The sequence below is a fragment of the Klebsiella sp. CB_Kp196 genome (assembly GCF_040061575.1).
In the GTDB taxonomy this organism is placed as follows: domain Bacteria; phylum Pseudomonadota; class Gammaproteobacteria; order Enterobacterales; family Enterobacteriaceae; genus Klebsiella; species Klebsiella michiganensis.
This window is the reverse complement of the sequence record NZ_JBEAFH010000081.1, coordinates 159,747-185,433: the sequence shown is the minus strand read 5'-3', so window position 1 is coordinate 185,433 and position 25,687 is coordinate 159,747. Positions and strand designations below refer to the sequence as shown.

Genomic DNA, 25,687 nt, shown 5'->3' with positions numbered 1-25,687 from the left:
CAGGCAATTTTAAAAAGGACTCTGGGAATATGATCTTCACGTTAAAAAAAGTCGCGGTACCGCTGGTTGTCGCAGGCTCGCTGCTGCTGGCCGCCTGCAAACCTGGCGAGCAGGACCCCAACCACATCAAAGTGGGCATAAGCGCAGGCGTTGACCAGGAAGTCTGGGCGGTGGCGCAAAAAGTGGCTAAAGAGAAGTACAATCTCGACGTTGAGGTGGTGACGTTTAATGATTTCGTCCTGCCCAACGAGGCGCTGAACAATGGCGATCTTGATGCTAACGCTTTCCAGCATAAGCCCTATCTGGACAAACAGATCCAGGAGCGCGGCTATAAGCTGGTTCAGGTTGGCACCACGTTCGTTTATCCGATAGCGGCCTATTCGAAGAAAATCACGTCGGTCGCTCAGCTGCCCGATGGCGCGCAGGTGGCGGTTCCCAACGATCCAACTAACCTCGGCCGCTCTCTGCTGCTGCTACAAAAGCAGGGGCTGATTACGCTGAAGGACGGCGTGGGTCTGCTGCCCACCTCGCTGGATATTATTAACAACCCGAAAAAGCTAAAAATCGTCGAAATTGAAGCGCCGCAGCTCACCCGCGCGCTGGACGACCAGCAGATAACCATGGCGATTATCAATACCACCTTCTCAAGCCAGGTCGGGCTGTCGCCGTCGCGCAACGGCCTGTTTGTGGAAAGCAAAGATTCCCCTTACGTGAATATCTTCGCCAGTCGTATCGAAAATAAAGACAGCGAAAAGGTGAAAAACCTGGTGAAGGCCTACCAGAGCGATGAGGTGGCCGCGGCGGCAGAGCAGCTTTACAAAGGCGATGCGGTTAAGGGCTGGTAATCGTTGACGTTTTCAGGCCCGTGCCGCGCGGGCTAGCGCATGTGATGCGGAAGACAGCCGGTAGCCCACTACCGGCTTTTTCTGGCTATTTTTGAATCAAATAGCGGATGGTTGGCCCATCCTGCTGAATGTCGAGCACGGTATAGCCGTGGTTTTTGGCATCCAGCGGGATGTTGTTAATCGACTGCGGACAGTCGCTGACCACTTCCAGAATCTCGCCTTTCTTCAGCGAAGGCATGGCTTCGAGCGTGGCGATGGCCGGATAGGGGCAGGGTTCGCCAACCATATCGAGGCGATAATCGGGGACCAGAGTTTTCATGCGCTTTCCTTAACGGTCGAGGGGGCGAGAGACTGGCGGCGGAAAAACCGTTTTTCCCAGCCAATCACCAGAATCAGCGTGATCAGCAGCAGGAGATAGGTCACCAGCAGGCCGCCGAATGGTCCGAAGGTCGCCAGCAGGTTGATTTTATCCCAGCTTGTGGCTAGCGCCGGAGAGAGCCCGTCCCAGTAGTAGGCGAGGATCGTTGAACCGATAACGTTGCCCAGCCCGACCCACCAGTAGTGCACCTGACCTTCCACCGCGCGGTACATCCAGCCGGTTTCGCAGCCGCCCGCCAGGACGATGCCAAAGCCAAACAGCAGGCCGCCGATAACCGCGTTGGGCCCCGCCCACATGATTTTCGGCTCCATACCCAGCTGCACGTAGCTGAAGATCCCAATAGCGCTGGCGGCCATGCCGAAAATAATCGCCTTCGCCATATTGGTACGTCCGGTGATCCACATATCGCGAAAGGCGGAGGTGAAGCAGATCTGCGCCCGCTCGATGAGCAGGCCAAATCCGACGCCAAACAGCAGCGCCAGGCCGAGCTTCGGCCGATCGGCCGCGGTGAGCAGGCCCCAGGCGATCATGGCGAAAAAGACCACCATGCCGAGACGGAACCGGCGCCGCGCCTGGTCAGGTTTTTGCGTCAGCGGCGAGGCCTGGGACACTTTCTGCATTTTTACCGGAATACGGAAGATGGGCAGTAAGGTAAAGCGCGCGCCGAACCAGGTTCCGATAGCGGTAGCGATGGCAAAGAACCAGGCGTGCAGGGAAAACTGTGGGATACCGGTAAAAAATGCGGCCAGATTGCAGCCCATCGCCAGACGGGCGCCGAAACCGGCGATGATTCCCCCGGCGACGGCCTGCAGAATGCGGATCCGGCTGCGGGGGAAGCGCAGCTTGACGTTATTTGCCCACAGCGCGGCGGCGAAACAGCCGCCGAACATGCCGATGATCATCATGCCGTCGATACGGGTGAGCGGGGTGCCCTCGAGATGAATGAGCTTATAGTAGCCCCACTCTTCGCTGTGCACGCCGACGAGCTGCAGCAATTGCCCACCCCAGCGGGTGAATTCGCCGGTGACGGCCCAGAAGGTGCCGGTAATACCGAAGTAGTAGGTTGAGAGAATACCCGCGGCGATAACGGCGGGGACGGGCGACCAGAATTTAATCAGCCACGCCTGTTTGAACTGTTGCCATGTCATGAAGATGCCTCTGAACTCAGAAGGTATATTACCCGTAGCGGGTAGAAGAGGGGCGATAATACGCTGCTTATTAATGTAAAACGCTCGATGGGATCAAATTGAACGATAAAGAGAATATCAAAGGCCACGCTTGGGTGGCCTTTTACGCCTGCGGATCCGCGGTCAGATATTGATGACGGATATTGCGATTAATTAAAGCCCAGGCGAATAAGGTTTAGCGGGCAATATAACCCCTGATGTCCGTCTATTTCCACACAGTCCGCCCGGCGGAGCTGCTCCGCGGTTTTACCCTCGGCGTGGATGGCTTTGATGACGCCCGTCGCGCCGCTGTCGGCCACCATAACCATGCTGCCGGTAGCGATAGCGTTACGGTTACGATCGTAGGTGTTCATATTTTTTCCTCCTGGTGAATATTTTGACGGGAATTAAAAACGGCATTTAAATACACCTTTGTGAAATAGCGTTTTTTGAGTCTCGTCAAAATATCGTTTTATTGTGCCGGGAGGACGGATGAGTGAGCGGAGAGTCAGCGGTAGCGGACAGGCCGCTACCGCGTTGGCGGCCAGCGAAAACAATCAGCGCAGCGAGCCCAGGGCGGCAATTAATCCCTGCACGCCTTTTTCCAGCTTTTCACGTGGGCAGCCGGCATTCAGGCGGACAAAACCCTTACCCTCATCGCCGTAGGTGTCCCCTGGCATAATGGCGACCTTCTGTTCCTCAATAAGTGCTTTTTGCAGGGCGCGATCGTCCACCGCCAGCGGGCGCAGGTCAATCCACGCCAGGTAAGTCGCCTGCGGCGGCTGCCAGTTTAGCTCGGGAAACGCCTGATTCAGTTCGCGCGCGATGTAGCGCATATTCTCCTGCAGATAGGCGCGCAGGGCATCCAGCCAGGCGGCGCCCTCGCGATAGGCGGCGATATGCGCCACCAGCGCCGGTACGGAAGGGGAAGAGAGGCCATCGCGGGCCTTGAGCGCGTGCAAATAGCTTTCGCGCGTCGCGGGATCGTCAATCAGCCCGTATGCGCCGGTAAACGCCGGAATGTTGAAACTTTTCGATCCGGAGGTGAACAGCGCCCAGGGACTGCGCGCCACCTCGCACCACGGGGTGTGCTGATGTTCGTCCCACACCATGTCCATGTGGATCTCGTCGCTAATTACCTTTACGCCGTGCTTCTCGCACAGCCGCGCCATGGTTTCCAGCTCTTCGCGGGTCCATACCTTGCCGGTGGGGTTATGCGGACTGCACAGCAGCAGCACGGTATTACGCGGCTGAGCCAGTACCCGTTCCAGCTGCGCCATATCGCAGCGCCACTGATGGTTGTCGAGGGAGAGCGGAACCGCCGCGACGCGTCGCTGGTTGCCTTCAATGGTTTTATAAAAGGCATCGTAGGCCGGAGTGTGTACCACAATACCGTCACCCGCTGCCGACCACTGACGAATCATCTCCGCCACCATATAGATAACCGACGGCCCGTAAACAATTGCTTCGCGGTCGATTGGGCTATGAAAACGGCTGGCGAACCAGTGGCTCACCGCGCCGAGGAATTCATCGTTTTTCCAGCGGCTGTAGCCAAAAACGCCGTGCGCCAGGCGTTTGCTGACGGCATCGATGATGCAGGGGGCGGTGGCGAAATCCATGTCGGAGATCGTAAAGGGCAGCAGGTCGGCCGCGCCAAAACGGTCGGCGACGTAATCCCACTGGGTGCACCAGGTGCCGTGACGGTCGACCGGCGTTGAAAAATCAAACATCTGCACTTCCTTCATCATGTCCCCCTCCTGTACGGAGGGGGCGGAGCCTATGCCTCGACGGTATTCATCAGGACAGCCATTTCATCTTTCACCGACTGCACCTGCGGGCCAATCACCACCTGCAGGTTGTGCTGGTTAAGCTGCACCACGCCGATGGCGCGATTCGCTTTCAGCGCGGCGCTGTCGACTTTGCTCATGTCGTTAACCGACAGACGCAGGCGGGTGATGCAGTTATCGAGCGAAACGATATTTTCCGCGCCGCCGAGCGCCGCCAGAATCGCCGGAACGTTATAGCCTGATTTTCCGGTCACGCCGGTGACGGCCTTTTCGAAAGCGCTATTGGTTTCAATATCGCGTCCCGGGGTTTTCAGGTTAAAACGGGTGATAGCGAAACGGAAGATACCGTAGTAAACCGCAAACCAGATGGCCGCGACCACCGGTACCAGATACCACTTGGTTGACAGACCGTGCAGAATGCCGAACACCACAAAGTCGATAACGTTGCCGTCGGTGTTGCCGATAGTCACGCCCAGAATGGCCATCATGGTAAAGCCCAGTCCGGTGAGGAGCGCGTGGATAACGTACAGCACCGGGGCGACGAACAGGAATAAAAATTCCAGCGGCTCGGTCGTGCCGCCTACCACGCAGGCGATAACGCCGGAAATCAGCAGCCCCTTAATTTTATGGCGGTTTTCCGGGCGAGCGCAGTGGTACATCGCCAGCGCCGCTCCCGGCAGGCCGCCGAGGAAGGCCGGCATTTTGCCTTGCGAGAGGAAACGGGTCGCGCTTTCGGAGAAGCCGTGGGTGGTTGGGCAACTGAGCTGGGCCTGGAAAATCGTCAGCGCGCCGCTGACGCTATGGCCGCAAACGTCCATGGTTCCCCCCGCCTCGGTAAAGCGGATCAGCGCCACCAGAATATGGTGCAGGCCGAAAGGCAGCAGCAGGCGCTCTCCGGTACCGAAAATCATCGGTCCGAAATCTCCCGCGCTATTGATGACGTGGCCGAGGGCATTAATCCCCATGGCGAAGACGGGCCAGATCAGCGGAATGACCAGACCGACCAGGCCGAGAACCACGGTGGTGATAATCGGTACAAAGCGGGTGCCGCCAAAAAAGGCCAGCGCGTCGGGCAGGCGGATATTGTGAAAACGCTCATGCAGCATCCAGACGATGATCCCGGCGATCACCGCGCCGAGGATCCCGGTGTCGATCGATTGAATGCCGATAATATTCTGGATGTTGTTCGCTTTGAGGACGGCGGCATCGGTGGTCGGCAGAATGCCTTTGGCCGTCAGCCAGAAGTTAACCGCCAGATTCATCACGGCATAGCCGACAAAACCGGCAAACGCGGCGACGCCTTTGTTTTCCCGGGCCAGTCCTAGCGGAATAGCGATACAGAACATCACCGGCAGAAAGCTGAAGGCGAAGGAGCCGACTTTGCCCATCCAGATGAATACGGCCTGCAGCGGCGGCACGTCCAGCCACGGCAGGAGTGTCAGGACATCATGGCTGCTCAGAGAGCTGCCGATCCCCAGCATGATCCCGCAAAAGGAGAGCAACGCCACGGGTAACATGAAGGTTTTCCCTAACTGCTGGAAAAACTCCCACAGGGTAATTTTGGTTGCTGTTTTCGCCGTCATAACACGAATCCTGGTTCTTTAAGTTATCGGTAGGATGTAACGCCACGGAAAGATAAAACGTTTTACCAGATTTTAGTGCGATAAAAATCACATATTCCGGCGATAATAACGTTTATAAAGAGAGTATCTTGATAAAACGTTTTATCGACAGCCAAAGGGAGTCGGCCTGCAGTTATGGCTATCGCGAAAAAAATCACCATTAATGATGTCGCCCAGGCGGCAGGCGTGTCGGTCAGTACGGTATCGCTGGTGCTGAGCGGCAAGGGGCGTATTTCGTCGGCCACCGGCGAGCGCGTCAATCATGCCATTGAACAGCTGGGCTTCGTGCGCAACCGCCAGGCGGCGTCGCTGCGCGGCGGCCAGAGCGGCGTTATTGGCCTGATCGTCAGCGACTTATCGAAGCCTTTCTACGCGGAGATGACCGCCGGATTGACCGATGCGCTTGAGTCGCAGGGCAGAATGGTGTTTCTCACCCAGGGGGGGCACAGCGGTGAAAAAATGCTCCAGCGTTTTGATACGCTGGTGGCGCAAGGTGTCGACGGCGTGGTGATTGCCGGGGCGATCGACCAGGGAGCGGAGCTGCGCGATCGCGCGGCGCAAGCTGGAATGCCGCTGGTGTTTGCTTCCCGCGCCAGCTATCTCGACGATGTCGACCTGATCCGCCCGGATAATATGCAGGCGGCGCAGATTGTCACCGAGCACCTGATCCGCCGCGGCCATCAGCGCATTGCCTGGCTGGGAGGGCAGAGCTCGTCCCTGACGCGCGCCGAACGGGTAGGCGGCTACTGCGCCACCCTGCTGAAGTATGGCCTGCCGTTTCATAGCGAGTGGGTGCTGGAGTGCGAGTCGAGCCAGAAGCAGGCGGCAGAGGCGATGGCGGCGCTGCTGCGGCAAAACCCAACGATTAGCGCGGTGCTGTGCTACAACAGCGTGATTGCCACCGGGGCGTGGTTTGGGCTGATGCGCGCCGGGCGCCAGAGCGGCGAAGCTGGCGTCGAAAGCTATTTTGAACAGCGGGTCGCGCTGGCGGCCTTTGCGGAGTTACCCGAGGAGGCGCTGGACGATCTGCCGCTGACCTGGGTGACGACGCCCGCCCGGGAGCTGGGACAAAGCCTCGCGGAGTGTATTTTACGGCGTATGGAAGAGGGACAGGGCGCGGCGAGAAACCAGATTATTTCTCCCCGACTGATTACCCGAAAATAGCCCCTGGGCAGGGGCTATTTGCCGTTTATTGCTGCGGCGCGGCGGGTGGCACCACGTCTTGCGGCGCGTCATCTTGCGGCTGAGTTTCCTGCGGCGCTGCGGGTTCAGAGACGGCGGGAAGCGCTAAACCGAACATTCCGGCAAACTCATCCAGCGGCATTTTCTGTCCGTTCAGCGTAACCTGGCCGTCAGCGTACTGCAGGCTTGAGGTGATGGCGTTATCTTCCATGGTGGTGATGCGGAACATCTGCCCCATCGCCGCCAGGCCTTTCACCTGCTGATCCGCAAGCTTAGCGGCGTCGGCGGGCTGATAGCCTTCCAGCCCGGCAATCTGGGTCATAAACGCCGTCGCCATATCCACCGGGATCACCAGCTTGCCGTCGAGCGATTTAACGCTACGATCCACTTCATCCGCCAGCGTCTGCGGCGGCGTGGTGGTCAGCGACGGGTCTTTGAGCAGAATCGAAAGATTCAGGGTGGTTTCCCCCTTCGCATTGCGCCAGCTCAGCGGCGAAATGGTCAGAGACGGGCTGCCTTTCAGCATCATCGGCAGCGCGCTAAAGAAGGTCTGCGTCAGCGCCTGCTGATAGAGCTCAGGATTCTGCGCCAGCTGCGGATCCGCCATCAGCGCCTGCGCTTCAGCGTTGTATTTTTGGCTGAACTGATGGAAGGCTTCGCCATCAATATTGTCCAGCTTCAGCGTCAGCCGGCCGCTACCGATATCCTGATTTTGCAGCTTGAGGCTATTGACCGTGTAGTCCAGCTGGCTGTTAATACCTTTACCGTCGGCAGTCAGCGACGAATTGCCGTCAATTTTCATCCCTTCGAACAGCGCCAGCTCTTTGCCTTCAACGCCAATCGCCAGCTTGTCCAGCGAGATAGCCTGTTTACCGATACGCTCGTTGAAGCTGGCCATTTCGGTAGAGCCGTCGGTTTTCAGGTTATTAAAGGTGAGCTGAACTTTCTGGTTGTACTCGTTAACCGCGTTAATCTGCCCGCTACCGGCTTCGCCGCTCAGGCTGAGGGTTTTCCCTTCGCGGTCAGCGTCCAGCTGGAACTGTCCGCCGCTGAAGGTCACCTTCTCATCGCCTTTCGCGTAATCAAGCGGGTTGAGCACAATAGCGGATGTGTTGTCGCCGCTATAAGCGATACGGGTATCAATGGTGAACGGCGTTTCGCCTTTAGCGATGTCGAACAGCGCCTTGCTGGCGTCGTTATTGGTCAGGGTGGTTTTGACGGACGCCATCGCCGGGGCGAGGTTAAAGGATTTGAGCGAAGCCAGCGGGAAAGGGCCGTGATCGACGACTTCATCAAACACCAGCGACTGTCCGGCGGCAAGCCAGCGGGGCGCTTTGCCGGCAGCAGGCTTCAGCACCAGCTGTAAATGGCTGCGGAACAGCCCGCGCTGATAGCCCTGATACGTCAGCTCCACGCCAGCCTGCGGCGCGCTGCTTTGCAGCTGAGCATTAGCCTGCTGCACCATGTCGGCAATGCGGCTTTCCAGCTGCTTCCCCGTATACCACGCGCCGCCCGTCCAGACGACGCCCAGCGCAATGATAACTCCTGCTGCGACCAGCGATTTTTTCATAGCATTTGTCCATAAATGAAACCAGGCGGATCGGGCCGCCTGGTTGTGTTGTCATGATGGGTGAAAGTCTAGCAACTGTGGCTAAAAAGTTCAGTAACTTACTGGAGCTTATTAAACACGCGCGCCACGCGGCCGCGGCCGCTGACCTGCACCGGTGATTCATTACAGCCGATAAACGCGGATTCACCCGGCTTCAGCGTCAGGCGCTGTTCGCCTTTGGCAATCGTCGCCTCACCCTCGACGCAGAACAGGATCGCCGCGCTCTGCTGGGCGATGGTTGACGCCTGCGCTGACAGGTCGTGCAGCGAGAAGGCAAAATCGTCAACCGGGATGGGGAAGTCCAGCTCCGCGCCGTGAATTACCGGCTGGGTCAGCAGTTGGCCCGCGGGTTTTGGCTCAAATTTGACGTTCGCCACCAGTTCCGGAATATCGATATATTTCGGCGTCAGGCCCGCGCGAAGCACGTTGTCAGAGTTGGCCATCACTTCCAGCGCCACGCCCTGCAGGTAGGCGTGCGGGGTTTCCGCAAACAGGAACATCGCCTCTCCGGGATTCAGTTTGACCACGTTGAGCAGCAGCGGAGAGAAGAGGCCGCTATCGTCCGGGTAGAACTCGGCGATCAGGCGGATAGTCTGCCAGGGCTCACCCTGCTCGCTGTCCAGCGCCGCCTGCAGCGCCCGTAAGGCGTGCGCTTTTTCATCGCCTTTCATGTTCAGCAGGCTGGCGAACAGTTGGCTCAGATGCCCGGCATCAGGCTGCGCAAGGAACTGGGCAATCGCCGGATGCGCATCGGCAACCGGCTGCAGCAGGGTGACGATTTCGGCAAACTCGCGGAAGGCGTTCATGGCGAGGAACGGCGTTAAGGCGAAAACCAGCTCCGGCTTGTGGTTCGGATCTTTATAGTTACGTTCGGCGGCATCAAGCGGGATCCCGGCAGCGTTCTCTTTGGCAAAACCGATTTCCGAGGCCTGCTTGTTGGGGTGGACCTGGATAGAGAGCGGCTGCGCGGCGCACAGAACTTTGAACAGGAACGGCAGTTCGCCAAAACGCTCGGCGACTTTCGCGCCAAGCAGGGTTGCTTTATCGCTTTCGATCGCGTCGCGCAGAGAGCGCGGCGCCCCGCTATTATCCACAATCTGCGAGCTGCTTTTGGGATGCGCGCCCATCCACAGCTCCGCCATCGGCAGGTTGTCCGGGTTAGCAATCCCATAAAGTTCGGTTAAGGCGGTATGGCTTCCCCAGGCGTAGTTTTGCACTGAGTTAATGAGCTTTTGCATTCTCAATCCCTGTTTCCACTTAATAGTCATGGCACTATTAAACCAGCAATCGACCGATAAGCAACCGGCGCGAAGAAAAAGTCGTCCTTGTCTCAGTTTTTGTTAAAAAATTGTGTAAAATCGATCGACTCGCTTTTCCACGGGCAAATGGAGTGTCTGCCTGAAATATAATCAGCTAAGCAGTAAGTGAGAGCACAATGTCGAATAAACCGTTTGTATATCAGGATCCTTTTCCACTGAAAAAGGACGATACCGAGTACTACCTCCTCAGCAGTGATTACGTCTCCGTCGCCGAATTCGCCGGCCAGGAAGTTCTGAAAGTTGAACCTCAGGCGCTAACTTTACTGGCACAACACGCTTTCCACGACGCCTCCTTTATGCTTCGCCCGGCGCACCAGCAGCAGGTGGCCGATATTCTCAACGACCCGGAAGCCAGCGAAAACGATAAGTACGTGGCGCTGCAGTTTCTGCGCAACTCGGATATCGCCGCCAAAGGCGTGCTGCCGACCTGCCAGGATACCGGTACCGCGATTATTACCGGCAAAAAAGGCCAGCGCGTGTGGACCGGCGGCGGCGATGAAGCCGCGCTGGCGCAGGGCGTTTATAACACCTATATCCAGGATAACCTGCGCTATTCGCAGAACGCGCCGCTGGATATGTATAAAGAGGTCAACACCGGCACTAACCTGCCTGCGCAGATCGATCTTTACGCCACCGACGGCGAGGAGTACAAATTCCTCTGCATCGCCAAAGGCGGCGGCTCGGCGAATAAAACCTACCTGTACCAGGAAACCAAAGCGTTAATTACCCCGGCGAAGCTGAAAAACTATCTCGTCGAAAAGATGCGCACTCTGGGAACCGCCGCCTGCCCGCCGTACCATATTGCTTTCGTCATTGGCGGCACCTCGGCGGAGTCCACCCTGAAAACCGTTAAGCTGGCCTCAACCAAGTACTACGACGGCCTGCCGACCGAGGGCAACGAGCACGGCCAGGCTTTCCGCGATATTCAGCTGGAACAGGAACTGCTGGTGGAGGCGCAAAACCTCGGTCTCGGCGCGCAGTTCGGCGGTAAATACTTCGCCCACGATATTCGCGTCATCCGCCTGCCGCGCCACGGCGCCTCCTGCCCGGTGGGCATGGGCGTCTCCTGCTCGGCGGATCGCAATATCAAAGCCAAGATCAATCGTCAGGGGATCTGGATTGAGAAACTGGAGAGCAATCCGGGCAAATATATTCCCGAGCATCTTCGTCAGGCCGGCGAGGGCGAGGCGGTCAAGGTCAACCTCAACCAGCCGATGAGCGATATTCTGGCGCTGCTGTCGCAGTACCCGGTGTCGACCCGCCTGTCGCTGAGCGGGACGATTATCGTGGCTCGCGATATCGCCCACGCGAAGCTGAAAGAGCTCATCGACAGCGGTGAGGCGTTGCCGCAGTACGTCAAAGACCACCCGATCTACTACGCGGGCCCGGCGAAAACGCCCGACGGCTACGCGTCCGGCTCCCTTGGCCCGACGACCGCTGGCCGCATGGACTCCTACGTCGACCTGCTGCAGGCGCACGGGGCGAGTAAAATCATGTTAGCCAAAGGCAACCGCAGCCAGCAGGTGACCGATGCCTGTCATAAACACGGCGGTTTCTACCTCGGCAGCATCGGCGGCCCGGCGGCGGTACTGGCGCAGCAGAGTATCCGCAGCCTCGAGTGCGTGGCGTACCCGGAGCTGGGTATGGAAGCCATCTGGAAAATTGAAGTCGAAGACTTCCCGGCGTTTATCCTCGTGGATGACAAAGGCAACGACTTCTTCCAGCAAATCCAGAGCTCGCAGTGCGCCCGCTGCGTGAAATGATTTCAGCCGCCCTTCGGGGCGGTTTTTTTATGCCGCTTAGCGGCACGAACCACCAAAACAACTTATAAATCTGACCCATACTTTACCCTTTGAGCAGGTGAGCTTTGTCGCTATTACGCACGTTGAATCCAAGGAGACAGTCATGACAACGCATCGCAGTGAAAAAGACTCAATGGGCGCCATCGATGTGCCTGCCGACAAGCTATGGGGCGCGCAAACCCAGCGCTCGCTGGAGCATTTTCGTATTTCGACGGAAAAAATGCCGGCCGAGCTTATTTATGCGCTGGCGCTGACCAAGCGCGCAGCGGCGAAGGTGAATAACGATCTCGGCCTTCTGGCCGCGGAGAAAGCGCAAGCGATTATTCAGGCCGCGGACGAAGTGCTGGCAGGCAAACATCCGGACGAGTTTCCGCTGGCTATCTGGCAAACCGGCTCCGGCACGCAAAGCAACATGAATATGAATGAGGTACTGGCCAATCGCGCGAGTGAACTGCTGGGCGGGGCGCGCGGGATGGAGCGTAAGATTCACCCCAACGATGATGTCAACAAGAGCCAGAGCTCTAACGACGTGTTCCCGACGGCGATGCACGTGGCGGCGATGATTGCCCTGCGGGAGAAGCTGATCCCGCAGCTCAACGTGCTGAAGCAGACCCTGAACAATAAAGCCGTTGCCTTCAGCGATATTGTCAAAATAGGCCGCACCCATCTGCAGGATGCGACGCCGCTGACCCTCGGTCAGGAGATCTCCGGCTGGGTAGCCATGCTGGAGCACAATTTAAAACATCTCGACCATAGCCTGCCGCATCTGGCCGAGCTGGCGCTGGGCGGGACGGCGGTGGGAACCGGGCTCAATACCCATCCGGAATATGCGGTACGCGTCGCCGCCGAGCTGGCGGCCTTAAGCGGCCAGCCGTTTGTCACCGCGCCGAACAAGTTTGAAGCGCTGGCGACCGTTGATGCGCTGGTGCACGCGCACGGGGCGCTGAAAGGGCTGGCCGCTTCGCTGATGAAAATTGCCAACGATGTGCGCTGGCTGGCCTCCGGCCCGCGCTGTGGGATTGGCGAAATTGCGATCCCGGAAAATGAACCGGGTTCGTCGATTATGCCGGGCAAGGTGAACCCGACCCAGTGCGAAGCCCTGACCATGCTGTGCTGTCAGGTGATGGGCAACGATGTCGCGGTGAATATCGGCGGCGCATCGGGCAACTTTGAGCTCAACGTCTATCGCCCGATGGTGATCCACAACTTCCTGCAATCGGTGCGGCTGCTGGCTGACGGGATGGCGAGCTTTAACGAGCACTGCGCGGAAGGCATTGAGCCGAACCGTGAACGCATCAGCCAGTTGCTGAATGAGTCGCTGATGCTGGTAACCGCGCTGAATACCCATATCGGCTATGACAAAGCGGCGGAAATTGCCAAAAAGGCCCATAAAGAGGGGTTAACCCTGAAAGCGTCGGCGCTGGCGCTCGGCTACCTGACGGAAGCCGAGTTTGACCGCTGGGTGCGCCCGGAAGAGATGGTGGGCAGTATGTCTACTCGCTAGCCAGCCACAGGTGCAGCCGCGGAATCAGTAGCCTGAGCGACTGCGCCTGCGGTTTGTAGCGATACTGCACGTTATCGGCGTCATAGTTCAGGAGTTCACCGAGGTCCGGCACGCTGACGCCCTTGGTGCCGGATATCAGCGCAATCATCGGTCCCGGACAGGCGTATTGCACCTGTTTTTGTTCCCCGCTGTACCAGACCCTGGCGATGGGCTGCACCTTCACCGGCCGCTTTATTTTCAGCTTTGCCCGCTGCGGCAGGGCGGCAATATCCTGATACTCTCGCTCCAGCTTGCTTTGCCACTGCTCGCGGGTCCACGGCGGAACCGCCCGGGGCGACTGAAGGCTTTTTTCCAGCTGCATGAGTACCCGATCGCGGGTGAGATTTTTAATCACGTGCTTATTGGCCCAGCCGAAGCGGATGGTGCTCGGATCGAGGAGGGGAGTTAGCGTGCGATAGGCGCTCAGCGTAATCAGTCCCGGCAGGTGGCGATGGACCCACTCAAACCGCGCGGCGGCAGGCAGGCCGGAATCCACGGTGATAATCTTCTCGAAGCGCGCTTTGAGGGCGTTGATATGGGTGATTTTGTCTAAGAGTTCAGCCTGTTCGCGGGCGTCAGTTTGCAGACAAATCGCGCCGGGTAAACGCACGGCGGCTTTGCTGCTGCGGGTTTCCGACTGCTGCTGGATAAACAGATGACTATAGTGCCTGAGCGCCATCTCCAGCGCGGTTTTGCCGGTGTGCTGAACCACGTTGATGCTCTCCAGCGGCTGGTGTTCTGCGTCTTTACTCACCGGCGGCAGCTCAAAGACGCGGGCGGCCAGCAGGCGGCACTGGCTCAGGGCGTGTTTTAGCGTCTGTAGTTCATGCTCGAGCTGGCGAAAGGTGTCGTTCAGACGTTCAACAAGGTCATAGCTGGCCATATTCCCCACCTTAGTTACAACATACTTAGCGATTTTTTAACTATAGCAGGCCTCAGCTTTTGCGCAAAGGCGTATCAGGCGGAGGTAAAATCCGGCAACTGATGATAGACCGGCCAGCTAAAGCAAAAACAGGCCCCGCCCAGCGAACTCGCTTCGCAATGCACTTCCCCGGCCATTGCCTGGGCGATGCTGTGGACGATAGCTAAACCGAGGCCACAGCCGCCGGTCGCGCGATCGCGGCTCGGGTCGAGGCGTACGAAAGGCTCGAACACTCGCTCACGTTCATCAGGCGCAATTCCGGGGCCATCATCTTCGACCCGCAGCGTCGCGCGCGAAGCCTGCAGCGTCAGACTGATCTGAATACGCTGGTTACTGTAGCGCAGGGCATTATTCACCAGATTATCCAGCACCCGTTCCATTAAGCGCATATCCAGCGCGCCGTAACTCCCGGCCACGACGTCGGTTAGCGCAATCTCGCGCTGGGGATTAACCGTCTGAATATCTTCCACGTGATCGCGGATCCACGCCGGGAAATTGGGGGTCGTCAGCTTCAGTTCGTTCTGCGGGCGGTCAAGCCGCGCGTAGGTCAGAAGTTCTTCAATCAGCGCCTCCAACTGCCCGATATCGCGGTTCAACGCCTGCGATTCGGCTTCGGTGAGGTTCTCGCTCATTTCCAGGCGATAGCGCAGGCGCACCAGCGGGGTCCGCAGCTCATGGGCGATGCCATCGATCAGCTGTTTTTTGCTGGCGATAAGCGCGTTGATGTTATCGGCCATCTGATTAAACGCCACCCCCAGCCGCGCGAAGCTGGACATGCTGTCGAAATGAATGCGTTCAGTAAGATGTCCGTCGCCGAAGCGCTGGGCGGCGGTCTCAATACGCAGCATCTCCTGCCAGTGAGGACGCATCCAGATAAAGACCGGAAAGGCCAGCGAGATGGCGATAAAAGCCATCAGGGCCAGATCGAGCAGGCGCATCTCATGCAAAAAATAGAGATACGGCACCGGACCGACGGAGAGCACGTAGTGGCTGCGCGGGATCCGCTGGATAAAGGTGTACTGATCGTCGAGGGCGACGATATCCCCGGCGCGCAGATGCTGCATCGAGTTTTCCGAGAGCTTGAATTTGCTGATGGGCTCGATATGCAGATCGAAAGAGAGATTGAGGTCCAGCTCTTTGAGCGTTTTGCTCCAGTCGCGCGGCGGGATCTCCCGCAGCTCGCTGCGCATCAGATACAGCGAACTTTTCATCAGATCGTCCAGCGACTGACGCCCTGCGCGTTCGGCGGTGAATTTGTACACCAGGCCCACCATCATGGTCATGACCAGGAAGCAGACGAACAGCAGGAGGTAAAACTGCACAAACAGCTTTTTCATTAAATCTCACTCAAAATCAAAAGGTTAAATTCCTGCTTTTACCTGCAGGGGCACTGCGGGGGCATTTATCCAGGCGCAATCTACGTGAAAAACCCTTGTTGCGTTTTATGCCCATTTGATTTGCTATGAAAGCAGGGTTCGCTGCGGCTGACAACATCCGGCACGCATAAGTATGATGGTGTGGGTTGAAGCCAAATCAGAGAAGAATGTAATGTACCTCGGTCGGCGCCGATGTGCGAAGCGTTCTCTGTTTTAATCCGTTTTATTCCACCCTCATCCCGGTAGGCTGAACAGGCGTACTTAAAGGAGAATAAAAGCATGCATCTTGAACGACACAGCATTGAACGCGTCGGATGGTTAAGGGCTGCTGTACTCGGGGCTAACGATGGTATTGTTTCGACAGCGAGCCTTGTTCTTGGCGTTGCGTCTGCTAATACGGGCTCTTCCGGGGTTTTACTGGCGGGCATTGCCGGGCTGGTCGCGGGGGCGATGTCGATGGCCGCGGGGGAATATGTTTCCGTCTCATCTCAGGCCGACACGGAAAACGCGGCTCTCGCTCAGGAAAAGAGGGAACTGGAAACAGATTATCAGGGAGAAGTACGCGAGCTGACTTTACTTTATGTGCAACGCGGACTCGAGCCAGAGCTTGCCCAAAAGGTTGCCGAACAACTCATGGTGAAAGATGCTCTGGACACGCATGCCCGCGAGGAGCTGGGACTGACGGATACCAATTCTGCGCGCCCCCTGCAGGCTGCCGTTTTCTCGGCGCTGAGTTTTTCCGCTGGCGCAACGTTGCCTTTAGTCGTTGCATGGCTTTCTCCAGCAACGCTGGTTTTTCTCTTTGTTATTCTCTCCTCCCTTTTTTCACTGGCCGCTCTTGGCTATATATCTTCAATTGTCAGCAGAGCCTCCCCTCTCAGGGCGATCGGCAGAATTACTTGCTGGAGCACCCTGGCGATGTTTTCGTCGATGGGAATAGGTCATCTTGCCGGGCAGGTATTGTTTTAATAGATGGCTTAACTCGCAGAAAAGAGAAATATCTGCCATGTAGTGGGCTGAAAAAATGAGTGAGTTGTATCGCGTGCGCGGGACTTATTTATAGCCCATCGTCATTTTTTCAGGCGCACTTCCGGCGCGGAGCGAACATTCACTCGCGCACAGGCAGTGGTCAGGGAGGCAAAAGATTTAAATCTTTAGTGCGGCAAGGATGGCGGTCTCCATTTTCTCCGGGGTGGTGAACGGCGCGAAACGCGTGAGAGGGGTGCCGTCGCGACCGATCAAGAACTTCGTGAAGTTCCATTTGATCCGCCCGCCCAGCACGCCGGGTAACTCATCTTTCAGGTAACGAAACAGCGGGTGCGCGCCGGCGCCGTTGACCTCCACTTTCTCGAACATCGGGAAGCTTACACCGTAATTGATCCGACAGGTCTGCTCGATGTCATCGACGCCGCCGGGCTCCTGCTTACCAAACTGGTTGCAGGGGAAACCAAGCACTATCAGCCCCTGAGCTGCGTATTTCGCGTAGAGCGCTTCCAGCCCTGCATATTGCGGTGTGAAGCCACAGTGGCTGGCAGTATTGACCACCAGAACGAGCTTGCCAGCATAGTCAGCCATTGAGATGGGCTGGCCGTGCAGGCTGGTGGCAGTCAATTGGTAAAAGGTAGTCATATCGTGTTCCTCAGTGCAGCGCCCGTTGCGCGTCTTTATCGCTGGATTGGTTCATATACTGAAAGAACATTGAAAAGAGTCGTTCGTCTCAGGATTGCTTTCCCAGGTCTGCCTTTCTGGCGCGATACCATGCGGCAAAATCAACGGAGACCATCGGCCAGGCATAAAAATATCCCTGAACCTCATCGCAGCCCAGGCTGCGTAAAATCTCAACCGTTTCGAGATCCTCGACGCCTTCGGCAAGGACGACGTAATCGAGCTGCTTGAGGAGCCTGATAACGTTGTGCACAATAATGCGGCTGGCTTTCTCATGGACTATATGCCTCACAATAGACCGGTCGAGTTTGATGATGTCCAGCGGGATTTGCCGCAGGTAATTAATGTTGCTGTATCCCGATCCAAAGTCATCCAGAGAAATTTTAAACCCGCGTTTTTTGAGCATGTCCAGTCCGTTCAGCGCGGCCGGACTTTCAAGCATCTTCTCAGTCTCCAGACACTCCACCCCCAGCAGGGCTGGGTCAAGACACGCCTCCCGCAGTTTCTGCTCAAGCTCCTCAGCGAAATCGGGTCGAGAAAAATCGCTGGCGGCGAGATTAATTGAGACGGGAAGAGAAAGCCCCCGATCCCGCCAGTCACTCAACTGCGCGATAGTATGATCGATAACCCAGGCCGAGAGTTCGCGCATCAGGCTAGTCTTTTCGACCAGCGGAATAAATTCACCCGGCAGCACTTCGCCATTGATAGGATGCTTCCATCTTATCAAGGCTTCAGCGCCCGTCACGTCTCCCGTCGTCAGCGAAATTTTTGGCTGAAAGACCAGATATAACCCCTGGTTTCCCTGCAGCGTTTGCCTGAGTTCGGTGAGCAGGCTGAAATCTCGCTTCTTGCGGATGTCCAGTGCGTCATTATAGGTCGTAAAACGGTGCCCCTGGCTTATCGCTTCATGCAGTGCGCTCACCGCGCGCCGCAGAATTTCATTTGGCGTCATGTCGCTATCGCAAATACCGGAGTCACCCATGTGAATATTCAAATCCAGGGGAACGTCCGGGCCGATCCTGGCCTGGGTTCCCTGAAGCCGTAGTGCTATACCCTCCAATGACAGCGCCATGGGTTCCGGGGTGAAAAAGGCAAAGCGTCCCACCGCCACGGCGTAAAGTTTGCTCGCCATGGGCAGGCGCGCCTGCAGCGCGACGGTCATGTCACGAAGCAAATTCTCTACCGCCAGCATCCCCAATGAGCGGGCCATCTCGTAGGCAAATGGCATATCAATGCAGTCAATAATGACCAGCCTGAAAGTACCCTCCGCCGACACCTCAATGTCCTTGAGCAGGCGCTGCCGATTGGGTAAAAGCGTGACGACGTCGATATACCCCACTGAGTGCCAGGAGGCTAAGAAATCCGATATCAGCTCGGCCAGAGTCTTAAAAATAGCGATCTGCTCATCTGAAAGTGTCCTGGGTTGCGTATCTAAGATACTCAAGGTACCCACGGTCACTCCATCGCGGGTTTTCAGCGGGCATCCTGCATAAAAGCGAATGAATGGCGCTTCTCTGACCGCCCGATCGCGATGAAAGATCGGGTGCTGATGCGTATCAGGACAAAGGAGAGTCTCACCCTGTTTCAGGGTCTGTTCGCAAAATGCTCCGCCCAGGCTGGTGTCCGTGGGGGCGATATTCTGAGCGGATTTGATGTACTGCTTTTCATCGTCAAGGATTGACACAAAACTCATTGGCATTTTTAGCAACTGGCAGACCAGATGAGTGTATTTTTTTAACGCTTCGTCTCGCCCTTCGTCCGCGTTTTTTAACAGGTCAATCGCCGCGCGTCTTTTGCTTTCATCGCTGCTGAGATCGTTCAACATATAGATGCTCCCGTGCAGTAGATATTGCGGTCATCCCAACCCACTGAAGGTGTGAATCTCTATACTCACGACGGGTGTCGATACTGGCCAGGCGCCAGCGCTATCACTCCACAGTAGAATGTTTTCCGTTGATTGTCTGCAAAGAGTATCACCCGCCCGGCAAGTCGTGAGGCGCGCCGCGCGGTGAAGCGCGGGTTTTGCGTGGGAAAAGCAATTTCACCCCCTGTTTTAAAAATAATTAACAGGAGGTTGAATTGGCTCTGACGGCTAACTCCGCACAAACAGCTATTCCATCGCCATATGCCAAAATTAATTGTCCCAGGCGTGCGGGGCGAACAGGTAACCTTTATTGCGTACCGTTTTGATACGATATGGCTCAGTCGCATTATCGAGAAGCTTTTTACGCAGCCGCGAGATGGCGACATCGACGCTGCGGTCCATACCATCGTAGCTGACTCCGCGCAGATTTTTTAATAACGCGTCCCGATCCATAATTTGTCCAGCATGGGTCGCTAACTCCCACAGGAGATCGAAATCCGCAGTGGATAAGGCGACGCTTTCGCCGCCGAGCATCACCTGTCTATTCACCGGGTCGATACTCAGGGAGCCAAAAGCGATCGCTTTATGCGGGGTGAGCGAGGAGGGGACGCTGCCGTCCGGCACGGCGATATGCTGGCGCAAATGCAGGCGCAGGCGAGCTAACAGCACCGCGGGCGGCGTGGTTTTCAGGATATAATCGCTGGCGCCCATTTCGAGTGAGAGAATATGGTTCATATCGCTGTCCAGTGAAGTGAGCAATACGATTGGCCCCTGCCACTGGCCGCGTAAATCGCGGCACAGCGTCATACCGTCTTTACCCGGCAGCATGATATCCAGCAGCACCAGGTCCGGCTTTTCGCGCGCGATAACCTCTTCCGCCCGATCGCCGCGCGGTTCTACCACCACGTCCATATCGTGTTTGCCAAGGTAGGCCGCAATCAGTGCGCCGACCTCAGCATCATCCTCAACGAAAACAATTTTATTCATATTGTGTATGCTTGCACTCATCTTTTAATCGCTTGAATCTCTTTACCTGAATCGCGGCTGAGGTGGCGCATTCAGTATCTGAAGTCAGGTGCCTATTCATTCGCTACCGCCATTGTAAACCATCCGGACATTAATATGAGCTATATATTAGCCATGAAATTCGCTATGATTCCCGGAGCTGCGGTTCAGGACTATTTTTTGCGGAGCCAGACAATGATTCAGATACGAGCAGAAGCATTGCGCATTAAGGGAACAGGGTGCGGCACAATGTGGGCACGGGCTGTCAGGACAGCGCGTGCCCACATAGAAAATAAGTACCGGTACGCTAGCGCGAATGATGGGGAAGCCTTATTGCGGCCTCTTTTGCCTGGCGCCGTAGGGGCACAAGGCGAACTTGCAGAGGCTTCTTCGATTGCAGATGAGCAGCATAGGGTTCTGATTACCGGGGCATTCAATATTTTTTGAAAATGTTGACCATAAATTTTCCGTATAGGGGAATGCATGAATAACCTGTAAATCGCCGGGCACACCATTAATGAAAACTTCATTTTGTGTGATGTTAATAACCGAACCAATGCTCAAAAAATAATCCCCACTATACCAAATAATTAATTTCAGATTTTTGGCACTTGCCGCAACTGAAAAACCTGTTCCTGTTACAGGACATACAAGGCTATTTTCAATATTCCACTGCATGCTTGACGCTCTCCGGTAATTTACGAGCATTTTCGCGTTGATGAATATATTTTGATTAAGTTCATGGCCATTTTTACTTTGCGTGAAGCAGGTCCGAACATGGAGATTCCTTTAACTGGTTCTTATGCTGATTAATATAAAATAATAACAATTAGATGAGTGTCTAATACTAGTAATGATAATAGCAACAAGTAAAAGATTCGAAAAACTGGCATGAGCTGAACTAAATGGCTGCATTGAGGATTGTGAACAGAATAAAATTCTGTTCTGGATATCAGGAACAGATCGAAAGATTGTGAAATCATATAATTACGATCATATCTACTACCGCGCCTGTTATTAACGGCAAAGTATGCTTCCTTATGAAATCGGTTTTATATTGATGTAAATCAAAATAATTGGTTTTATTTAGCCATTTTGCTAAAAAATGGCTATGTGCGCTTATTCAGGATTTGCGCAAAAAGAATAATTTCAAAATAACCTCTTATGATAAAAATCAACCATATCAATTAACCACTTTTACTCTATTTTGCCAGTATTGATTTGAATCATTTAGTGCAAAACAATAGCTGCACTGAAACGGTGCGGTTATTGAGCTGGGTATTTTGTAAATGCCCGTCAGTCAAACGCTCGATGCTTAAAATCTGTGTAAATACGTGAGGAAGAGATGCGCCGAAAATAGGCTAATTTGATTTGTATCTAAAAATACGAAAAATAATATGTTATACGTATAACTCAACAATCAGAAAAAACATTCTCTTTTCGATTTAATGAATGTATTTAGCCGAAGAGTTTTTAAGGCAGCAAAAACGGCCATCTAATAACGCGCTCCGCTTGCCAGGGATATCATCCATGCGAACGGTTATCGCCAGGAGCGGATATTCGGCATAGGGGGGGGCGGCAGTGATGAGACCGCTAAAAAATAGGTCTTTTGCTTCTACACGGTATCGGCCGCTCTTGCGCGTTTATAATTGTCGGCGCTTCCGTTATGCTGCGGGGTCTTGTTGTTTAAATGTTAAGGCTAAAGGAATGGGGTTGTTGATAAAAGCGCTGCTCGGCGCGCTGGTCGTTGTCCTGATTGGCGTGCTGTCTAAAACGAAGAACTACTATATCGCCGGGTTGATTCCGCTCTTTCCGACCTTCGCCCTGATCGCGAACTATATCGTTGCCAGCGAGCGGGGGATCGAAGCGCTGAGAACCACCATCGTATTCGGGATGTGGTCGATCATTCCGTACTTTATCTATTTGCTCTCGCTATGGTATTTCACCGGCGTTATGCGCCTGCCGTTCGCTCTGGCAGGCGCAGTGGGGTGCTGGAGCCTCTGCGCGTGGCTGTTAATTATCGGCTGGAGCCGTTTCCACTAGCGCAGATGGCGGCCGCCGTCGACGGCAAATGAGCGACCGGTCACGTAGCGGCTGCTGAACAGGTATTCGATCAGGTCGCTAATCTCTTTTTCACCAGGCGCGATTTTCATCAGCGATTTATCAAGCGCCTGCTTGCGGTATTCCGCGTCATCGCCTTCGTTAAATAAAATCAGCGAAGGGGCGATAGCATTGACCTTAATTTCCGGCGCCAGCTTGCGGGCGAACGAGCGGCTCATATTATCCAGCGCCGCTTTGCTGGCGGCGTAGGCAATGTGTTTGTCGCTGCCGCGCTCCACAACGTAGTCAGTGATATGGATAATGTCGCTGGCCGCATGGCCGTGGCCGCGCAGCAGGCTCTCCAGGGCATGGTTGAGCAAGTAGGGGGCGTTGACGTGAATTTGCATCATGCTAGCGAGCACCGTGGTTAACGGCACCCCGGGCTTTTCCGCCATCCAGCCGCTGGCGTTATGGATGATGGCGCGCAGACCGCTGCCGGCGTGCGCCTTCACCTCTTCGGCGAACGCCAGAATGCTATCGTCAGTGCTGAAATCCGCGTGCAGACAAACGGCGCCCGCTTCACGTAGCGCGTCGATGGCGGGATACCAGGTGCGGTAGCTGATAATAACGGGCTGCTGCCGGGCCAGAAAATGGCGGGCCAGGGCGAGGCCGATACGACGGCCCCCGCCGGTAATCAGGATTGGACGAGGCTGGATGTCAGCCATGGGTATCTCCTTTGAGTTCAGCGGCAGGGTAACCGCTTACCCTACCAACATCCACGTTGCCGGTAAGGCGGCAACCAGCAAAAAACCAATCAATGCCAGGTCACGGCGTTTGAGCGGGCGATCGTGCTGGTGTGTACGACGGGCATACAGGAAAACCAGAAGACCCGGAGCGTAAAGTATCACTGACAACAATAAATGCACAGGGCCGGACGCATATAATAACCATAAGCCATAAATACAGGCACCGACACCGACGGCCTTGTGCAGCGGGCGCTCAGCAATCTTCAGCAAAAATGCGCCGACGAGAAAGTAGGGCACCAGGATCATCTCAGAGGCGATGGTCAGCAGCGTGTTGTAATCTGAGCCGGTAAGCCAAATCAATACCAGCGAAGCCTGTACGCTGACGTTGGTGAGCCACAGCGAAGCCGACGGGGCATTGTTTTTATTGGTCCGGGCAAACAGGCGCGGGAAGGCTTTATGAGTTGCTGCCAGATAGGGCACCTCCGCCGCCATAATGGTCCAGCTCAGATACGCGCCGCAGACGGAAATAATCAGCCCGGCGGCAATAACAATCTCCCCCCATGAGCCCATCATGTTGACCATCAGCCCGGCCATTGAGGGGTTGCGTATTTCCGCCAGCTCGCTACGCGGCACGACGCCTAACGAGAGAAGCGTCACCAGCAGATAGACCGCCAGCGCGGAGAGTACTGCCAGCAGCGTCGCGCGGCCAACATCCTGTTTATTACGCGCGCGTGCGGAAACTACCACCGCGCCTTCGACGCCGATAAAAACCCACAGGGTGATCAGCATGGTGTTTTTCACCTGCTCCCATACCGGTACGCCCAGCGCCAGGCCGCTGAAATCCAGGCGGAATGTCTCCATACGAAACGCGATGGCGGCCAGCGCGATAAACGCGCCGAGGGGCAGCAGTTTGGCCAGCGTCGCGGCCAGGTTGATACCCGCGGCCGTTTGTACACCGCGCAGCACCAGGAAATGGACAATCCACAGCAGGACGGAGGCGCCGACGATGGATTGCCAGGTGTTGCCGTCGCCAAACAGGCGCAGCTCGGGGGTATCGGTAAAGAAGCTTAGCGCAGAGAAGACGATAACCAGATAGGAGACATTGGCAACAACCGCGCACAGCCAGTAGCCCCAGGCGGAGCAGAAGCCTATCAACTCGCCAAAGCCTTCCCGGGCGTAGGTAAAAATACCGCCGTCGAGTTCGGGGCGAATGCGGGTGAGCAGCAGCATGGCAAAGGCGAGGAACAGGATCCCCACGCCGGTGATACCCCAGCCGATAAGCAGTGCGGAAGGGCTGGCGACGGCTGCCATATTTTGCGGCAGGCTGAATACGCCTGCACCCAGCATTGAGCTGAGAACCAGCGCGGTCAGGGCGCTAAGGCCCAGTTTCTTTTCCATTGCATTCCCGAGGTGACAATCATCAAACTAAGAATATTTATTTGGCGAAATCGCATAAAAATGGAGGATTGCGCTAAGGCGCGGGATTTTACGGAGTGTTTTGTATGCATGCAATGGCGAGAAATGAAAAAAAGAAAAAAGGCGGCAGATCGCCGCCTTTTTGTTCAGCTCAGACGCCGTTATTTATACAGGTCGGCGCTGATGGTGATGTTGCCACCGCGCTCCTGCCACTGGCGGGTAATATGGTAGTACTTCGCGCCTTTCTTCGCCGCGCGCTTAGCCGTCTGGTAGGAGATTTCCGTCATGTTACCGTAGTTACCGGTGAACTTGATGCTGTCGTATGGCACCATCTGCGCGGCGGTGATTTTGTTCACTTCCTCGACTTTGGTACCGTCCGGCAGAGTGACGGTGTAACGCCCGCCTTTAGATGATTGCGTTTCAAAGAAGCGGCCTACGCCGGTGCCGGAACCGACCGCTGCGGTGGTCGCTACGCCCGGGATCTCCACTTTCTTCGCGGCTTCTCCGCCTTCAGCCAGCGCAGCGCGACCGGCTTCTGAATCTGCCGGGATAGCGTCCGGGCTTTGCAGAACGCGTTTTTTGGCATCGGCTTTGTAGATATAGGCGGTGATTCGCTGGTTGCCGCCCTGGTTGGCATCAACCTGGCGCACGATAAAGAAGGAGGCGGCGCCCTTGGCCTTAGCGGCTTTGGTGATGGCGTCGTTAACTTCCGGCTGGCTGCGGTAGAAGCCCTGTACGGTGACGGTATCAAACGGCTCCAGCTCGACGGCCTGGTCCTTCGGTAATTCCATTACGCCGTTAATCACACGATTTTTCGGCGCGTCGGCCTGCGGGGCATTTTCTTTATAAAAATCGGCCGTTACGCGCAGGTTGCCGCCGCTGCCAAAATCAGACGTGTCGACAACATAAAAGGATGCTGCGCCATCTTTGTCTGCTTTACGGGAAACGGCCTGCACCGCGTCGCCAATGGCGTTAAAACGGCCGGTAACCACTACGCGATCGTAGGGCTTCAGCGCTGCCGCCTGCTCCGGAGTCAGCTCGGTCGCTGCATGGGCAGACAACGCGGTTGTAGCCAGAAGAGCAGACGCCAGGAGTGAGTTCTTAAGCTTCATAAAAATAATCCTTTGCCTTGCGCAAACCATGTACTGGTATTGTTGTTGACTGAAAACATTTGATTATTGCATTTATCGTGAGTGACTGTCTGCGTCAATTTTCAGTTGTCGCCCTAAACGTATACTGCAGAAATATAACATTTTTCGATATGTTGAAAAAACAGCCGCTTGACCAGCAAAATCGATAATCGATATCACTTTCATAAGTTAACGTAATGTTAATGCGATGATCAAGACGGCGATAAATGGTGAATTAACCCCTCTGCCAAGCGGATTATCAGGCGCTG

Annotated in this window: 22 protein-coding genes; 6 read left to right on the top strand and 16 right to left on the bottom strand. The window is 55.8% G+C overall.

All coding sequences use genetic code 11. The features are described 5' to 3' along the window. Positions 1-29: 29 nt before the first annotated feature. Positions 30-845, top strand: a complete 816-nt coding sequence (gene metQ, locus ABLU87_RS27420; protein WP_004851417.1) for a methionine ABC transporter substrate-binding lipoprotein MetQ — start codon at positions 30-32, stop codon at positions 843-845. 85 nt (positions 846-930) lie between these two features. On the opposite strand, the gene yedF is transcribed toward metQ, so the two are convergent. From yedF to malX, 5 genes are all read right to left on the bottom strand, one after another. Next, on the bottom strand, positions 931-1,164 hold the full coding sequence (gene yedF / locus ABLU87_RS27415) for a sulfurtransferase-like selenium metabolism protein YedF (protein WP_004102619.1): 234 nt from the start codon (positions 1,162-1,164) through the stop codon (positions 931-933). Further along, positions 1,161-2,372 (bottom strand): selenium metabolism membrane protein YedE/FdhT, encoded by a 1,212-nt coding sequence (gene yedE / locus ABLU87_RS27410; protein WP_049082715.1) that lies wholly within the window; start codon positions 2,370-2,372, stop codon positions 1,161-1,163. Before yedE ends, yedF begins: the two co-directional genes overlap by 4 nt. A 188-nt stretch (positions 2,373-2,560) precedes the next feature. Further along, entirely contained in the window at positions 2,561-2,764 is a 204-nt protein-coding gene (ydfZ, locus tag ABLU87_RS27405) for a putative selenium delivery protein YdfZ (protein ID WP_004851411.1), read from the bottom strand. 183 nt (positions 2,765-2,947) lie between these two features. Beyond that, on the bottom strand, positions 2,948-4,120 hold the full coding sequence (locus tag ABLU87_RS27400) for a MalY/PatB family protein (RefSeq protein ID WP_049082717.1): 1,173 nt from the start codon (positions 4,118-4,120) through the stop codon (positions 2,948-2,950). 47 nt (positions 4,121-4,167) lie between these two features. Continuing rightward, complete coding sequence (gene malX, locus ABLU87_RS27395; protein ID WP_116280995.1) at positions 4,168-5,760, bottom strand: maltose/glucose-specific PTS transporter subunit IIBC; 1,593 nt, start codon at positions 5,758-5,760, stop codon at positions 4,168-4,170. Between the two features lie 174 nt (positions 5,761-5,934). Between malX and ABLU87_RS27390 the strand changes: the two genes are divergently transcribed. Beyond that, positions 5,935-6,963, top strand: coding sequence for a Mal regulon transcriptional regulator MalI (locus ABLU87_RS27390; RefSeq protein WP_004851407.1), 1,029 nt, complete (start codon positions 5,935-5,937; stop codon positions 6,961-6,963). Between the two features lie 25 nt (positions 6,964-6,988). Here ABLU87_RS27390 and ABLU87_RS27385 read toward each other — a convergent pair whose 3' ends face one another. Together ABLU87_RS27385 and manA are read right to left on the bottom strand one after the other, a co-directional pair. Continuing rightward, a complete protein-coding gene (locus tag ABLU87_RS27385) occupies positions 6,989-8,551 on the bottom strand; it encodes a YdgA family protein (RefSeq protein WP_014838654.1) in 1,563 nt (520 codons plus the stop codon). A 98-nt stretch (positions 8,552-8,649) separates the two neighbouring features. Further along, positions 8,650-9,828 carry a mannose-6-phosphate isomerase gene (gene manA, locus ABLU87_RS27380; protein WP_025105820.1) on the bottom strand — a complete coding sequence of 393 codons (1,179 nt, stop codon included), beginning with the start codon at positions 9,826-9,828 and terminating at the stop codon, positions 8,650-8,652. A 197-nt stretch (positions 9,829-10,025) separates the two neighbouring features. Here manA and fumA point away from each other — a divergent pair, with 197 nt between their 5' ends. Next, on the top strand, positions 10,026-11,672 hold the full coding sequence (fumA, locus tag ABLU87_RS27375; protein ID WP_122117414.1) for a class I fumarate hydratase FumA: 1,647 nt from the start codon (positions 10,026-10,028) through the stop codon (positions 11,670-11,672). Between the two features lie 142 nt (positions 11,673-11,814). Beyond that, complete coding sequence (gene fumC, locus ABLU87_RS27370; RefSeq protein WP_025105818.1) at positions 11,815-13,215, top strand: class II fumarate hydratase; 1,401 nt, start codon at positions 11,815-11,817, stop codon at positions 13,213-13,215. Here fumC and tus read toward each other — a convergent pair. Beyond that, complete coding sequence (tus, locus tag ABLU87_RS27365) at positions 13,205-14,137, bottom strand: DNA replication terminus site-binding protein (protein ID WP_102803283.1); 933 nt, start codon at positions 14,135-14,137, stop codon at positions 13,205-13,207. The genes fumC and tus overlap by 11 nt on opposite strands. 74 nt (positions 14,138-14,211) lie before the next feature. Next, entirely contained in the window at positions 14,212-15,513 is a 1,302-nt protein-coding gene (rstB, locus tag ABLU87_RS27360) for a two-component system sensor histidine kinase RstB (protein WP_014229576.1), read from the bottom strand. Positions 15,514-15,831: 318 nt separating this feature from the next. On the opposite strand from rstB, the gene ABLU87_RS27355 reads away from it, so the two are divergent. Beyond that, positions 15,832-16,521 carry a VIT family protein gene (locus ABLU87_RS27355; RefSeq protein ID WP_064374892.1) on the top strand — a complete coding sequence of 230 codons (690 nt, stop codon included), beginning with the start codon at positions 15,832-15,834 and terminating at the stop codon, positions 16,519-16,521. A 177-nt stretch (positions 16,522-16,698) separates the two neighbouring features. Here the strand turns inward: ABLU87_RS27355 and ABLU87_RS27350 are convergent, their stop codons facing one another. From ABLU87_RS27350 to iraM, 4 genes are all read right to left on the bottom strand, one after another. After that, positions 16,699-17,181: a glutathione peroxidase gene (locus ABLU87_RS27350; protein ID WP_025105815.1), complete on the bottom strand. Its 483-nt coding sequence runs from the start codon at positions 17,179-17,181 to the stop codon at positions 16,699-16,701. Between the two features lie 88 nt (positions 17,182-17,269). Then, a complete protein-coding gene (locus ABLU87_RS27345; RefSeq protein ID WP_196942019.1) occupies positions 17,270-19,042 on the bottom strand; it encodes an EAL domain-containing protein in 1,773 nt (590 codons plus the stop codon). Positions 19,043-19,351: 309 nt separating this feature from the next. After that, positions 19,352-20,068, bottom strand: coding sequence for a two-component system response regulator RstA (rstA, locus tag ABLU87_RS27340; protein ID WP_004851385.1), 717 nt, complete (start codon positions 20,066-20,068; stop codon positions 19,352-19,354). Positions 20,069-20,416: 348 nt separating this feature from the next. Beyond that, positions 20,417-20,764 carry an anti-adapter protein IraM gene (gene iraM / locus ABLU87_RS27335; RefSeq protein WP_014229571.1) on the bottom strand — a complete coding sequence of 116 codons (348 nt, stop codon included), beginning with the start codon at positions 20,762-20,764 and terminating at the stop codon, positions 20,417-20,419. Between the two features lie 1,029 nt (positions 20,765-21,793). Here iraM and ABLU87_RS27330 point away from each other — a divergent pair. Beyond that, positions 21,794-22,129, top strand: coding sequence for a GlpM family protein (locus ABLU87_RS27330; RefSeq protein WP_014229570.1), 336 nt, complete (start codon positions 21,794-21,796; stop codon positions 22,127-22,129). On the opposite strand, the gene folM is transcribed toward ABLU87_RS27330, so the two are convergent. From folM to ydgH, 3 genes are all read right to left on the bottom strand, one after another. Further along, complete coding sequence (folM, locus tag ABLU87_RS27325; protein ID WP_014838648.1) at positions 22,126-22,851, bottom strand: dihydromonapterin reductase; 726 nt, start codon at positions 22,849-22,851, stop codon at positions 22,126-22,128. The two genes, ABLU87_RS27330 and folM, sit on opposite strands and share 4 nt — an antisense overlap. Before the next feature lie 36 nt (positions 22,852-22,887). After that, a complete protein-coding gene (locus ABLU87_RS27320; protein WP_348865973.1) occupies positions 22,888-24,270 on the bottom strand; it encodes an amino acid permease in 1,383 nt (460 codons plus the stop codon). A 179-nt stretch (positions 24,271-24,449) separates the two neighbouring features. Beyond that, entirely contained in the window at positions 24,450-25,400 is a 951-nt protein-coding gene (ydgH, locus tag ABLU87_RS27315) for a DUF1471 family protein YdgH (protein WP_032748948.1), read from the bottom strand. Positions 25,401-25,687: the final 287 nt, after the last annotated feature.